Annotated in this window: 20 protein-coding genes; all 20 read left to right on the plus strand. The window is 68.0% G+C overall.

All coding sequences use genetic code 11. From position 1 onward, the window contains the following. Positions 1–83: 83 nt before the first annotated feature. The 20 genes from rpmC (at position 84) to VT85_RS01230 (ending at position 12,481) form a co-directional block, all read left to right on the plus strand. The gene (rpmC, locus tag VT85_RS01135) at positions 84–305 is read left to right on the plus strand and encodes a 50S ribosomal protein L29 (protein ID WP_068409433.1); all 222 of its coding nucleotides are present in this window, start codon (positions 84–86) and stop codon (positions 303–305) included. 76 nt (positions 306–381) lie between these two features. Then, entirely contained in the window at positions 382–729 is a 348-nt protein-coding gene (gene rpsQ / locus VT85_RS01140) for a 30S ribosomal protein S17 (RefSeq protein ID WP_068409435.1), read from the plus strand. A gap of 37 nt (positions 730–766) precedes the next feature. Then, a complete protein-coding gene (gene rplN, locus VT85_RS01145) occupies positions 767–1,147 on the plus strand; it encodes a 50S ribosomal protein L14 (protein WP_068409437.1) in 381 nt (126 codons plus the stop codon). A 64-nt stretch (positions 1,148–1,211) separates the two neighbouring features. Further along, on the plus strand, positions 1,212–1,589 hold the full coding sequence (rplX, locus tag VT85_RS01150; protein WP_068409439.1) for a 50S ribosomal protein L24: 378 nt from the start codon (positions 1,212–1,214) through the stop codon (positions 1,587–1,589). 75 nt (positions 1,590–1,664) lie between these two features. Next, entirely contained in the window at positions 1,665–2,234 is a 570-nt protein-coding gene (rplE, locus tag VT85_RS01155; RefSeq protein ID WP_068409441.1) for a 50S ribosomal protein L5, read from the plus strand. A 132-nt stretch (positions 2,235–2,366) separates the two neighbouring features. After that, positions 2,367–2,552 carry a type Z 30S ribosomal protein S14 gene (locus VT85_RS01160; protein ID WP_068409443.1) on the plus strand — a complete coding sequence of 62 codons (186 nt, stop codon included), beginning with the start codon at positions 2,367–2,369 and terminating at the stop codon, positions 2,550–2,552. A gap of 240 nt (positions 2,553–2,792) precedes the next feature. Beyond that, the gene (gene rpsH / locus VT85_RS01165) at positions 2,793–3,188 is read left to right on the plus strand and encodes a 30S ribosomal protein S8 (RefSeq protein ID WP_068409445.1); all 396 of its coding nucleotides are present in this window, start codon (positions 2,793–2,795) and stop codon (positions 3,186–3,188) included. A 69-nt stretch (positions 3,189–3,257) separates the two neighbouring features. Next, positions 3,258–3,809 carry a 50S ribosomal protein L6 gene (gene rplF / locus VT85_RS01170; protein WP_068409447.1) on the plus strand — a complete coding sequence of 184 codons (552 nt, stop codon included), beginning with the start codon at positions 3,258–3,260 and terminating at the stop codon, positions 3,807–3,809. A 113-nt stretch (positions 3,810–3,922) separates the two neighbouring features. Next, complete coding sequence (gene rplR, locus VT85_RS01175; RefSeq protein ID WP_315850935.1) at positions 3,923–4,300, plus strand: 50S ribosomal protein L18; 378 nt, start codon at positions 3,923–3,925, stop codon at positions 4,298–4,300. 90 nt (positions 4,301–4,390) lie between these two features. Beyond that, the gene (gene rpsE / locus VT85_RS01180) at positions 4,391–4,888 is read left to right on the plus strand and encodes a 30S ribosomal protein S5 (RefSeq protein WP_068409449.1); all 498 of its coding nucleotides are present in this window, start codon (positions 4,391–4,393) and stop codon (positions 4,886–4,888) included. Next, positions 4,888–5,382, plus strand: coding sequence for a 50S ribosomal protein L15 (gene rplO, locus VT85_RS01185; protein WP_068409451.1), 495 nt, complete (start codon positions 4,888–4,890; stop codon positions 5,380–5,382). Before rpsE ends, rplO begins: the two co-directional genes overlap by 1 nt. 192 nt (positions 5,383–5,574) lie before the next feature. Then, positions 5,575–6,948, plus strand: a complete 1,374-nt coding sequence (gene secY / locus VT85_RS01190; protein WP_068409453.1) for a preprotein translocase subunit SecY — start codon at positions 5,575–5,577, stop codon at positions 6,946–6,948. 148 nt (positions 6,949–7,096) lie between these two features. Further along, a complete protein-coding gene (gene map / locus VT85_RS01195) occupies positions 7,097–7,873 on the plus strand; it encodes a type I methionyl aminopeptidase (RefSeq protein ID WP_068409455.1) in 777 nt (258 codons plus the stop codon). A gap of 484 nt (positions 7,874–8,357) precedes the next feature. Then, positions 8,358–8,471, plus strand: coding sequence for a 50S ribosomal protein L36 (rpmJ, locus tag VT85_RS01200; RefSeq protein ID WP_068409457.1), 114 nt, complete (start codon positions 8,358–8,360; stop codon positions 8,469–8,471). A gap of 93 nt (positions 8,472–8,564) precedes the next feature. Next, on the plus strand, positions 8,565–8,948 hold the full coding sequence (rpsM, locus tag VT85_RS01205; protein ID WP_068409459.1) for a 30S ribosomal protein S13: 384 nt from the start codon (positions 8,565–8,567) through the stop codon (positions 8,946–8,948). A gap of 210 nt (positions 8,949–9,158) precedes the next feature. Further along, positions 9,159–9,539, plus strand: coding sequence for a 30S ribosomal protein S11 (gene rpsK / locus VT85_RS01210; RefSeq protein WP_068409461.1), 381 nt, complete (start codon positions 9,159–9,161; stop codon positions 9,537–9,539). Between the two features lie 161 nt (positions 9,540–9,700). After that, positions 9,701–10,330: a 30S ribosomal protein S4 gene (rpsD, locus tag VT85_RS01215; RefSeq protein WP_068409463.1), complete on the plus strand. Its 630-nt coding sequence runs from the start codon at positions 9,701–9,703 to the stop codon at positions 10,328–10,330. Positions 10,331–10,367: 37 nt separating this feature from the next. After that, complete coding sequence (locus VT85_RS01220) at positions 10,368–11,363, plus strand: DNA-directed RNA polymerase subunit alpha (RefSeq protein WP_068409465.1); 996 nt, start codon at positions 10,368–10,370, stop codon at positions 11,361–11,363. A gap of 103 nt (positions 11,364–11,466) precedes the next feature. Next, entirely contained in the window at positions 11,467–11,889 is a 423-nt protein-coding gene (gene rplQ / locus VT85_RS01225) for a 50S ribosomal protein L17 (RefSeq protein WP_068409467.1), read from the plus strand. A gap of 154 nt (positions 11,890–12,043) precedes the next feature. Further along, positions 12,044–12,481 carry an HIT family protein gene (locus tag VT85_RS01230; protein ID WP_068409468.1) on the plus strand — a complete coding sequence of 146 codons (438 nt, stop codon included), beginning with the start codon at positions 12,044–12,046 and terminating at the stop codon, positions 12,479–12,481. The last annotated feature ends 64 nt before the right edge of the window (positions 12,482–12,545 follow it).

Here is a 12,545-nt window from a genome sequence, read left to right on the forward strand (position 1 = left end):
GAAGGCGGGGCGAGACCAGCGAGACGACGAGACGACCGGAGGCCCGCGAGCGGGCCGAGACGACCGGAAGGACGAAAGGACCCATGAGCAAGGCCTCCGAACTCCGCGACCACTCCGACGAGCAGCTCGAGCTGCAGCTGAAGGACGTGCAGAAGAACCTGTTCCGCCTCCGGCTCCAGAGCGAGACCGAGCGGCTCGAGGCCCCCAGCGAGATCATCAAGGCCAAGCGCGAGATCGCCCGGATCAAGACGATCCTCCGCCAGCGCCAGATCGAGCGCGAGAAGGCCGCCGGAGTCGCCTCCTGACCTCCCCCTCCCCGGGGGGCGTCGGGTCGCGACGCGACATCCACCAAAGCCTCAACCCGAAACCGAAGCACGCACGATGAGCCAACCCAGCCTCGCGAATGCGAATTCGACGGCCGCCCGCAAGCCCCGCAAGACGGAGGTCGGCGTGGTGGCGTCGGACAAGATGAACAAGACCCGCCGGGTCGTGGTCGAGCGGCTCGTGCCCCACGACAAGTACGGCAAGCTGATGAAGCGCCGGACCGTCTGCCACACCCACGACGAGCTCAACGAGTCCCACGTGGGGGATCTGGTCGAGATCATGGAGACCCGGCCGGTGTCGAAGCTCAAGCGGTGGAGGCTGGTCCGGATCGTCCGCAAGGGCGCCCAGCAGGCCCTCGCCGGCGAGGGCGAGGCCGCGGCCCCGACCCCGAAGCCGGCCGACTGACGGCCTCCGAACCCGACCAGCGAAAGGTCACCGACCCATGATCCAGATGCAGACCCGGCTCGACGTGGCCGACAACAGCGGCGCCAAGGAAGTGATGTGCATCAAGGTGCTCGGCGGCAGCGCGTCCCGCTACAAGCGGCGCACCGCCGGCATCGGCGACACGATCATCGCCAGCGTCAAGAAGGCCTCGCCCGGCAGCGACGTCAAGGCGGGAGACGTGGTCCGCTGCGTCATCGTCCGGACCCGCAACCAGGCCCGCCGCACCGACGGCAGCTACGTCAAGTTCGACCGCAACGCGGTCGTCCTGATCGACAACGAGAAGAACCCCCGCGGCACGCGCATCTTCGGGGCCATCGCCCGCGAGCTCCGCGACCGCCAGTTCATGAAGATCATCAGCCTGGCCTCCGAGGTCGTCTGACCACGGAGCGGGCCCGGCCGACCCCCGACCCCCGCGACGCGTTTCGCAAGCGAGCGAGTGAACCATGCATATCCGGAAAGACGACCAGGTCGAAGTGATCGCCGGCGACGACAAGGGGACCCCGTCGAGCCGACGCATCGCCAAGGTGCTCCGGGCGATCCCCTCGAAGAACAAAGTCGTCGTCGAGGGGGTCAACCGGGTCTACAAGCACATGAAGCCGAGCCAGAAGAACCCCCAGGGGGGGCGGCTCTCCAAGGAAATGCCCGTCGCTGTCTCGAACGTCCTCCTCTTCTGCCCGAAGTGCAACCGCGGCGTCCGTCAGGGCGCCCGGTTCACCGCCGAGGGCGTGAAGGAGCGCTTCTGCCGCAAGTGCGGCCAGGGGCTGGGGACGCTCGGGCCCAAGAAGAAGGCGCACGCCGAGGCCGCCCAGGCCGACCGCTGACGACCGCCGCCCCCCCGAGGCCGGGCCCCGGGGCGGAGACCGCAAGCCCGCCGCCGATAACGAAGGAAACCGGGAATGGCTCGCCTCCAAGAACTGTACAAGACCGAGATCAAGCAGGCGGTCGCCGCCAAGTTCAACCTCGACAACCCGATGGCGATCCCCAAGCTCTCCAAGATCGTCGTCAACATGGGCGTCGGCCGGGCCACCCAGGACAAGACCATCCTGGACTCCGCCGCCGAGAGCCTCGGCCGGATCACCGGCCAGCGTCCGGCCCTCACCAAGGCCAAGACGTCGGTGTCGGGCTTCCGCCTCCGCGAGGGGAACGACATCGGCTGCAAGGTGACCCTGCGGGGGGCGAGGATGTACGAATTCCTCGACCGCCTGGTGTCGATCGCCCTGCCTCGTATCCGCGACTTCCGCGGCGTCAACCCCAACAGCTTCGACGGCCACGGCAACTACAGCCTGGGCCTCGCCGAGCAGGTCGTCTTCCCCGAGATCGACGCCGACCGGATCCAGCACACCCACGGCATGGACGTGACCATCGTCACCACCGCCCAGAACGACGACCAGGCCCGGGAACTCCTCCGCCTGTTCGGCGTCCCGTTCCGCCAGCCCGGCTCGGCCGGCGGCCGCTACGGCAAGTGAGCCGGGCCGACCCCGGCCGACCCCGATCCCGATCCGACGTACGCCCGACCCCAACCGGGTCGAAGTAACACCCCGACGCGAAATTGACCGGCCGCCGCGAGGCGTCCACCGCACGGTCCTGGAAGGTTGAGCATGTCGACCAAGGCCCAGAAGATCAAGTCCGAGACGCCCCGCAAGTTCGCCGTCCAGCACCGCAATCGGTGCCGGCTTTGCGGTCGTCCCCGAGCCTACTATCGCAAGTTCGGCATCTGCCGGATCTGCTTCCGGAATCTGGCCAGCCGCGGCCTGATCCCGGGCGTCAAGAAGGCGAGCTGGTAGCGCGACGCCGGGCCGGGCCCGCTGCCCTCCCCCGCGCCGCCCGCGGCCCTCGCCCAGGCGCGTCCGCCGCGAACCCGCCGGCTCTTCGGCCGTGCGGAGCCGACTCCCCCCACACTCCGAACAGAATAGTCGCGTCCGTCCGAGTCGCCCCGCCGCGCCGACGCACCCCGAGAGAGGAGCCGCCCCGAGAGGGCGCCCCCGGGGACGTTACCCGCGACGGTTCAGGAAGGCTTCCCCGCCATGATGACCGACCCGATCGCAGATATGCTGACCCGGATCCGCAACGCCGTGCGGATCGAGCGCACGTCCCTCGACATGCCCGCTTCCAACATGCGGCGGGGGATCGCCCAGGTCCTTAAGGACGAAGGCTACATCTGGGATTTCGAAGAGATCGAGACCGTCCCGGCCCGCACCCTTCGGCTCCACATGAAGTACGGCCCCAACGGCGAGCGGCTGATCACCAAGATCGACCGCATCAGCAAGCCGGGCCGCCGGGTCTACCGGGGCTACAAGGACCTCAGGCCGGTCCTCGGCGGCATGGGGATCCAGATCCTCAGCACCCCTCGGGGGATCGTCAGCGACCGCCGCGCCCGCGACCAGAAGGTCGGCGGCGAAGTCCTGGCCATGATCTACTAAGCCGGGCCTCCGCCTCCCCGGGTACCGAACCACCTTCATCGCCAGAACAAGAACGAGGAAGACGGAGCCATGTCCCGTATCGGTCGAAAGCCGGTCGTCGTCCCGGCCAACGTGAAAGTCGCGATCGCCGACTCGACGATCCAGGTCGAGGGGCCCAAGGGCAAGCTCAGCTACGGCCACCGTCCCGAGGTCTCCGTGACCTTCGACGAGGCCAAGAACGAGATCGCCGTCGCCCGTCGCAACGACGAGCGGATGAGCCGGGCGCTCCACGGCCTGACCCGGAGCCTCGTGGCCAACATGGTCGAGGGCGTGGCGACCGGCTACACCCGGAAGCTTGAGATCGTCGGCGTCGGCTACCAGGCCCAGCTCAAGAAGGCGAACACCATCGCCTTGCAGGTCGGGTACGCCAACCAGATCGTCCTGGAGGCGCCCGCCGGGGTGACGGTGGCCGTCCCGGACGCCACGCACGTCGTCGTCACCGGCGCCGACAAGCAGGCCGTCGGCCAGTTCGCCGCCGAGGTCCGCGCGGTGCGGCCGCCCGAACCCTACAAGGGCAAGGGGATCCGCTACGAGGGCGAGGCCGTCCGTCGCAAGGCGGGCAAGGCGTTCGGCTCGAAGTGACCCCGCGTTCCGCCTGAGAACCAAGAGACCCGCAAGACCCCGTCCGAGACGGCGCCGGCCCCGTCCCACCGACGCGAGCCCCGCCGGCCGCCGACAGCGAGAGGATCGTTCCCGTGGACACCGCCAACCACCACCTGCTGGTCCAGACGCGCCGCCTGCGCCGCCAGCGCCGGATTCGCAAGCGGCTCGCCGGGACGCCCGAGCGTCCCCGCCTGGCCGTCTTCCGCAGCTCGAAGCACATTTACGCCCAGGTGATCGACGACCGGGCCGGCAAGACCCTGGTCCAGGCGAGCACCGTGGATCCCGAGGTCAAGGCCGAGGTCGCCTACGGCGGCAACAAGGCGGCCGCCGCGGTCGTCGGCCGGGTCGTCGCGGCGCGAGCCAAGGCGGCCGGTCTGGGCAAGATCTGCTTCGACCGCCGCAGCTACAAGTATCACGGCCGCGTCGAGGCCCTGGCCGCCGCCGCTCGCGAGGCCGGCCTCGATTTCTGACCTCGATCCGAAAGATCCGTCGCGTCGCCCGAACTCGGTCGACATGCAGCTCACACCGAATCATACTGGCAGAGAGAAGGAGTATCCCACGTGTCGACCGACACACGAGATCGCGACCGCGACCGCGGCGAATGGGTTGAGAGCGTCGTCGCGATCCGCCGTTGCGCGGCGGTGGTGAAGGGGGGCCGTCGGTTCAGCTTCAACGCGCTCGTCGTGGTCGGCAACGGCCGCGGGCAGGTGAGCTGGGGCTACGGCAAGGCCAACGAGGTCCCGCCGGCCGTCGAGAAGGGCGTCAAGGACGCCCACAAGCAGATGAAGCGGGTCCAGCTCCGGGGCACCACCATTCCCCACACGGTCGTCGGCCGCTTCGGCGCCGCGAGCGTCCTGATGATGCCCGCCGCACCGGGCACCGGCGTCATCGCCGGCGGCGCGGTCCGCGCCGTGGTCGAGGCCGCGGGGATCCGCGACGTCCTCACCAAGAGCTTCGGCTCGCCCAACAAGCTCAACCTCGTCAAGGCCGCCATCCAGGGCCTCACCCAGCTCCGCACGAAGGAAGAGATCGCCCGCCTCCGGGGAGTCCAGATCTAATGCAATTGCACGACGTCCACGAAGGTATCCAGCGCCGTAAGAAGCGCAAGCGCGTCGGCCGGGGCGTCGGCTCCGGTCACGGCAAGACCTCCAGCAAGGGCCACAAGGGCCACAGCTCGCGCCAGGGCTTCAAGATCGGCGCCCTGTTCGAGGGCGGCCAGATCACCCTGGCCCGCCGGGTCCCCAAGCGGGGCTTCTTCAACGGCGCCTTCAAGAAGCACTTCGTCCTGGTCAACCTCGGCGAACTCGACAGCTTCTTCCCCGAGCCGGGGGTCGTCGACGAGGCCGCCCTCCGCGCCACGGGGCTGGTCAAGGGCTACGCCCACGACGGCATCAAGATCCTCGCCGACGGCGAGGTGACCAAGGCCTTCGAGATCCACGCCACCAAGTTCAGCGAGGCGGCCGTCGCCAAGATCGAGGCCGCCGGCGGCAAAGCCGTCGTCGCCCCCTACATCGGCAAGGTCGCCAAGCCGGACGAGACCTGCGGGTCCTGACCCGCCCCCGCTTTCATTCCGCCGCGGCGCGTCGATCGGCGATCGGCGCGTCGGCGGCGGTCCTATTTTGATCGAGACCCGGCGACGCCCCGCCGCGACGGCCCCGGACGGGCCCTCCCCCGGGGCTTCGCGACCCAATCGGCCCATACCGGCCCGAACGATGAACCACGGCCCCAGCGGAGGCGATCGCGCGTGGACAAGCTGATCACCATCTTCAAGATCCCCGAACTCCGGCGGAAGATCCTGTTCACCGCCCTGCTCCTGGCCATCTACCGGATCGGGTTCTACGTCCCGCTGCCGATCGTCAACCAGGCCCAGCTCCGAAACTGGGAAGAGCAGCTCAGCACCAACGCCGCCGGCAAGATCTTCGGCACCGTCGCGATGTTCGGCGGCACCTCGATCGGCATGAGCACGATCTTCGGCCTGGGCATCATGCCCTACATCTCCGCTTCAATCATCTTCCAGCTCCTGGGCAGCGTCGTCCCGTCGCTCGAGGCGATGATGAAGGAAGGAGAGAGCGGCCGCAAGCGGATCAATGAGTATACGCGATACGCCACGGTCGTCTTATGCGCCGTGCAGAGCGCGTTCTGGGTGCAATATATGATGAGCCCCCAGATGAACGTGGTCTTGCCGGAGTATCGCGACATCTGGCATGGCATGGTCTCCGTCTCGATCATGACGGCGGGGACGGTCTTCCTGATGTGGGTCGGCGAGCAGATCGACGAGTACGGCATCGGCAACGGCATCAGTCTGCTCATCATGGCGGGCATCCTCTCGCGCCTTCCCGTCGCCCTCCAGGGGCTTTGGCAGAACGCGACCACCCGACTCACCCCCGAGCCCGGCAAGTACGGCATCATCACGATCGCCCTGCTGCTGATCCTGTTCGTCGCGGTCGTCGTCGGCGTCGTGGCGATCACCGAGAGCCAGAGACGGATCCCGACCCAGTCGGCCAAGCACGTCAGGGGCCGTCGAGTCTTCGGCGGGACGCGACAGTACCTTCCGCTGAAGGTGAACCAGGCCGGCGTCATGCCGATCATCTTCGCCTCCAGCTTGCTCATCTTCCCGTCCCTGATCCTCAGCGCCCTGGCTCGCTCCACCGCCAGCCTTCGGTCGGACACCTGGTCGATCGGCTCGTTCTTCGCGACCACGCTCCAGGACCTCGCCGACGCCTTCCAGCGCCAGGGGTATCTGTACACGCTCTCCAACATCGTGATGATCTACTTCTTCTGCTACTTCTGGACGGCCATCACCTTCAACCCGAAGGACATGTCCGAGAACCTGAAGGACTACGGCAGCTTCATCCCGGGCTACCGCCCCGGGCGTCGCACGGCCGAGTACCTGGAGAAGGTCATGCTGCGGATCACTTACGTGGGGGCGGCCTTCCTGTCGCTCGTCGCGGTGATCCCGACGCTGGTCCAGAACGGCCTGAACGTCGACTTCACGGTGGCCCAGTTTCTGGGCGGCACCGGCCTGCTGATCGTCGTGAGCGTCTGCCTCGACCTGGTCCAGAAAATCGACAGCCACCTCGTGATGCGGAACTATTCGGGACTTGTGAATCGCAAGTGACCCCAGGAGTCGCCGCATCGTGTCATCGCAACACGGATCGGGCCGCCGTCCCACGCTTCCCCCCCTCCCCTCCGGAGCCCTTCGGCGTCCGGAGGGCATGGGCGGGCCGAAACCGGGATCGGGTCCGCCGCCGTCCCGGAGGACCCCCGTGATCCAGCTCAAAAGCCCCCGCGAGATCGCCCTGATGCGGGAAGCCGGGCGACTCGTCGCTCGGGCGCTCGGCGAGGCTCGCAAGCTGGCCGTGCCGGGGGCGACTACCGCCGATCTCGACGAGGCCGTGGCCTCGGTCTTCCGCGAGGCCGGTGCCACCCCCCTGTTCCTGGGCTATCCGTCCTCGATGCGGGGCAAGCCGCCGTTCCCGGCCGTCATCTGCTCCAGCGTCAACGAACACGTCGTCCACGGCATCCCCAACCGTCGCCCGTTGCGCGAAGGGGACGTCGTCGCGGTCGACACCGGCTGCCGCCTTAACGGCTGGTGCGGCGACTCCGCCGTCACCCTCCCCATCGGCCAGGTGGCGCCCGACGTCCAGAAGCTCCTGGATTGCACCTCCGAGACCCTGGACCTCGCCGTCCGCGCCATGGGGCGTTGCCGCTACTGGTCGGAAGTGGCCTCGTTGATGGAGCAGTACGTCAAAAGCCAGGGCTTCTACGTCATCGAAAAGTTCGTCGGCCACGGCATCGGCAAGGAGATGCACGAGGAACCGCAAGTTCCCAACTTCTTCAGCAAGGCGCTCCGCAAGCACGACATCCTGCTCGAGCCGGGCCTGGTGCTGGCGGTCGAGCCCATGGTGTCGATGGGGACGAAGGACGTGCGGACCCTGGACGACGGCTGGACCGTCGAGACCCGCGACCGCCGCCCCAGCGCCCACTTCGAACACACCATCGCGATGACGCCCGAAGGTCCCGAGATCCTCACGCTTCCCTGAGCGGACGGAGGAGGCCGGATGCGACGGGAACTCACGACCTCCAGTAGGAAATCGCGACGAAATTATCTTGACGAAAGTGGAAGCAGAGACCCTTGCGGAAGAGAAGGAAGATCGTTAGGATGGTCGAATTCCCCGGTGGGCCCGCCATGCCTCAGTGCGCCTGGGCTTCCTGACGCCCAGCGACCGTCGGGTCGATCGGCGAGCGCGATCATCGAGATTTCGGACGGCTGACGCGGGAATCGCGGCCGCTACGAATGCCGCGTCGCCCCCGGCTCGTTCCGGCCGCCGGCCGCACCGCCGGTGCCAGGTCTTCCCTCGAGGACGGACCTGGCGACCGATCGGCCGGGCGACCAATCGCCGGTGGACGATGGACGCCGCCGGGGCGGGCGAACCGGCGTCCCGACGGCGCATCCGCCGAGGGGCGGCGTCTCGGCCACGCAAGTCGGCGTTCCCACGGACAATACACAGGAAAGCAGCGACGGCCATGAAAGTGCGATCGAGCGTCAAGAGGATCTGCGAGAACTGCAAGATCGTGAGGCGGGCGGGCAAGGTCCTGGTGATCTGCTCGAACCCCCGACACAAGCAACGACAGGGCTGACGTCCGCGGCGCCCCCGGCCCAGCCGGTGTGCGTCGGGAGGGCGCGGCCGATCCCAACTTTAGTACAGCCGTGGATCGACGGAGACTGATGGAATGCCTCGTATTCTGGGCGTGGACATACCCAACGACAAGCGGACGGTGATCTCGCTGCGCTACATCTACGGGATCGGGCCGACCCTCGCAGCGCAACTCTGCGAGCGGGCCGGGATCGACCCGGAGAAGCGGGCCCGCGACCTGAGCGAGGATGATCTGGCGAAGCTGGCGGGCCTGCTCGACAACGAGTACACGGTCGAAGGCCAGCTCCGTCGTCAGGTCCAGCAGAACATCGGCCGGCTCCGCGAGATCGGTTGCTATCGGGGACTTCGGCACCGCAAGGGCCTCCCCGTCCGCGGCCAGCGGACCCGCACCAACGCCCGGACCCGCAAGGGGCCGAGGAAGACGGTGGCCGGCAAGAAGGGCGTCAAGGAGATGCGCTGAGGCCGCGACGGCCCGACCAGGGCTGTCGGCTCGCGCGTCGCATCGCGTCGCGGGTTCGCCCCGAGGCGAGGCGGCCGGGCCGGGACGCGGCGGGGGACGCGGATCGAGCATCGAGAATGGGCGGGCGCGAGGCGGCCGCTGGACGGTTGCGGGTCGTTCGATCCGCGGACGACACAAGCACGAATCAGTTAGACGAGGAGCGCAGGACCCGTGGCCAAGGCCAAGAAGCGGAAGACGCGACGCAACGTAAGCCGTGCGGTGGTGCATATCAAGGCGACGTTCAACAACACCACCGTGACCATCACCGATCCCAACGGCGACGCCCTTTGCTGGGCCTCGTCGGGGACCGTCGGCTTCAAGGGGAGCCGCAAGAGCACGCCGTTCGCCGCCCAGCGCGCCGCCGAGACGGCCGCCGCCTCGGCGACGAAGTACGGCGTCAAGGAGGTCGAGGTCAAGGTGAAGGGCCCCGGCTCCGGCCGCGAAAGCGCGATCACCGCGATCCAGGCCTCGGGCCTGTCGATCAAGGCGATCGAGGACGTCACCCCGCTGCCGCACAACGGCTGCCGCCCCCCCAAGAAGCGCCGCGTCTGACCGCCGGTCGCGCCGCGACGCCCGGGCCGGCGGAGCCCCCCCGCCCCGCCCGACGACATCCCCGCGTCGCGAACGCGACACCCCCCGGGGCCCGCAAGACGGGCCCCCCCCGCCGCACACGTACGAGTCAAACCAAACGTTCGAGGTTCGTTGGATCTACCATGGGACGATATACAGGACCGGTCTGCCGGCTTTGCCGCCGCGAGGGCGTCAACCTCTACCTCAAGGGGGCGAGGTGCTACAGCAACAAGTGCGCGATCGTGCGCCGGGACGGCGTCCCGGGCATGCACCAGTTCCGCCGCGGCAAGGCCAGCGAATACGCCATTCGGCTTCGTGAGAAGCAGAAGGTCAAGCGGTATTACGGCATCTTCGAGCGGCAGTTCCGCAAGTACTACGCCGAAGCCGCCCGCAAGAGCGGCAACACCGGCGACGCCCTGATGTCGCTGCTGGAGCGTCGGCTGGACAACGTGGTGGCGCGGCTCCAGTTCGCCGCCAGCCGCCCGCAGTCGCGACAGTTCATCCGTCACGGCCACATCCTGGTCAACGGCAAGAAGGTCGACATCCCGAGCTACCTCGTCCGCCCCGGCGACCAGGTCTCGGTCAAGAACCGCGAGCAGTCGCGGAATCTCGCCCTGGAGAACCAGGCGGCCGACTTCCTGGCCCCGGTCCCCGACTGGCTCGACCGGATCAGCACCGATCCCCCCGAAGGCCGCATCAGCCGCCTGCCGACCGTCCAGGACGTGGCTCTGCCGGTGACGCCGCAGTTGATCGTTGAGTTGTTGAGCCGCTGACCGCGTCCGGCCGAGAGCACCATCAGGGGGATTCATGATGCGTATCCGTTGGCGCGGCCTCGAACTGCCCAGCCGTGTCGTCTGCAACCGCGACAACCTCTCCGACACCTTCGGCGAGTTCCACGTCGAGCCGTTCGAGCGCGGCTTCGGCCACACCGTGGGCAACAGCCTGCGTCGCATCCTCCTCTCCAGCCTGGAGGGGAGCGCGATCACCAAGATCAAGATCCAGGGGGTCCAGCACGAGTTCTCGTCGATCCCCGGCATGGTGGACGACATCACGGATCTGGTGCTCAACATCAAGCTCCTGGTGGTGAAGAACCACTCGGAGCATCCCCGGACGATCCGGATCGATCGCGACCGTCGGGGCGTCGTCACCGCCGCGGACATCCTCCACGACGAGTCGATCGAGATCATCAATCCCGACCACATCCTCTGCACCCTGACCGACGACGTCCCCTTCCACCTGGAGATGACCGTCGAGAACGGGCGGGGCTACAAGACCGCCGCCGAGGGGCACACCGACGACCTGGAGATCGGCGTCATCCCGATCGACTCCAGCTTCAGCCCGGTCCACCGGGTCGAATACCACGTCGAGAACACCCGCGTCGGCCAGCGCACCAACTACGACAAGCTCATCGTCCGGATCTGGACCACCGGCGTCCTGAACCCCGAGATGGCCCTCGTCGAGGCCGCGAAGATCCTTCGCAAGCACCTCAACCCGTTCGTCCAGTACAACGAGCCGGGCCCCGGCCTCTCGATCGAGTCCGGCCCCTACGACGGCGGGAACTACGCCCCGCTCGACGCCGAACTCGAGCGTAAGCTCGACATGAGCCTGGCCGAGCTGGAGCTGTCCGTGCGGGCGACGAACTGCCTCGAAAGCGAGGGGATCACCACCGTCCGCCACCTGGTGAGCCGCTCCGAGGACCAGCTCCTCAACGTCCGCAACTTCGGCGAGACCACCCTCAAGGAGGTCCGGGCCAAGCTCCACGAGATCGGCCTCGACCTGGGCATGAACGTCCCCCCCAAGAGCTGACCGGTTTTCGCGACGTCCGCCCGGACCGCCGCCCCGCCCCCCGACGGCGCGACGGCCCCGGGCCGAACCGACGAAGCCCTTACGATCAGATAAGAAATTCGCCATGCGTCACAAGAAAGCCGGCCGCAAGTTCAAGCGTTCCCCCGAACACCGCCGCATGCTCCTGCGCAATCTGGCCACGGCGCTCCTGGAGCACGGCAAGATCACGACCACCGTCCCCAAGGCGAAGGAACTCCAGCCTTACGTCGAGAAGCTGATCACCTCCGCCAAGGAGGGCTTCAAGCTCGACCCCTTCCGCCGCAGCCTGGCCGTCCTCAATAACAAAGAGGTCGCCTACAAGCTGTTCCACGAGATCGGCCCCCGGTTCGCCAGCCGCCCCGGCGGCTACACCCGGATCTACAAGCTCGCCAAGGTCCGTCAGGGCGACGCCGCCGAGATGGCCGTCATCCAGCTCCTCGGCGAGAACGAGACGATCAAGACCCCCAGCCGCCCCGCCGTCGTCGCGGCCGAGGCTCCCACGGCCTGAGCGATCGCTTGATCGATCGAGCAGACGTCTCGCATGATGCGGGGCGGATCGGCCGCGAATCGGCCCGACCCGCCCCGCTCCCCGCCTTGCCAGCCTCGACCGCCTCCCCCCGCCCGCCTCCGGCCCCGGCCTTCGCATCCAGGAGCGCCGCACCATGAGCCGAGACCCCCGCTGCCTCTTCTGCAAGATCGTCCACGGCGAGATCCCGTCGGCCCGCGTCCTGGAAACGGACCAGGCGGTGGCGATCCTGGACATCAACCCGGTTTCTCACGGCCACGTCCTGATCATTCCTCGGTCGCACCACGCCGAGCTGGCGGAGTTGCCCGACGACCTTTCCGGTCACGTCGGCTCGCTCCTCCCTCGCCTGACCCGCGCCGTCGTCGCCGCGACCGGGGCGGACGGCTCGAACACGGTCATCAACAGCGGAAGCGTCGCCGGGCAGACCATCTTCCACTGCCACTGGCACGTCATCCCTCGGTTCTTCGACGACCCTGTGAGATGGCCCTGGCCTCATCATCCGTATGCTGGCGAGGAGATGGGCCGGATGGCCTCGAAGATCGCTCGCGAACTCGGCGCCCGCGCCGACGATTGAGGCGGCCGACGCCTCGTCCCGAACCCGCCCCCGGGTGGTCTTCCCCGTTTCCCGCGAAATCGGA

This window comes from Planctomyces sp. SH-PL62, from assembly GCF_001610895.1.
In the GTDB taxonomy this organism is placed as follows: domain Bacteria; phylum Planctomycetota; class Planctomycetia; order Isosphaerales; family Isosphaeraceae; genus Paludisphaera.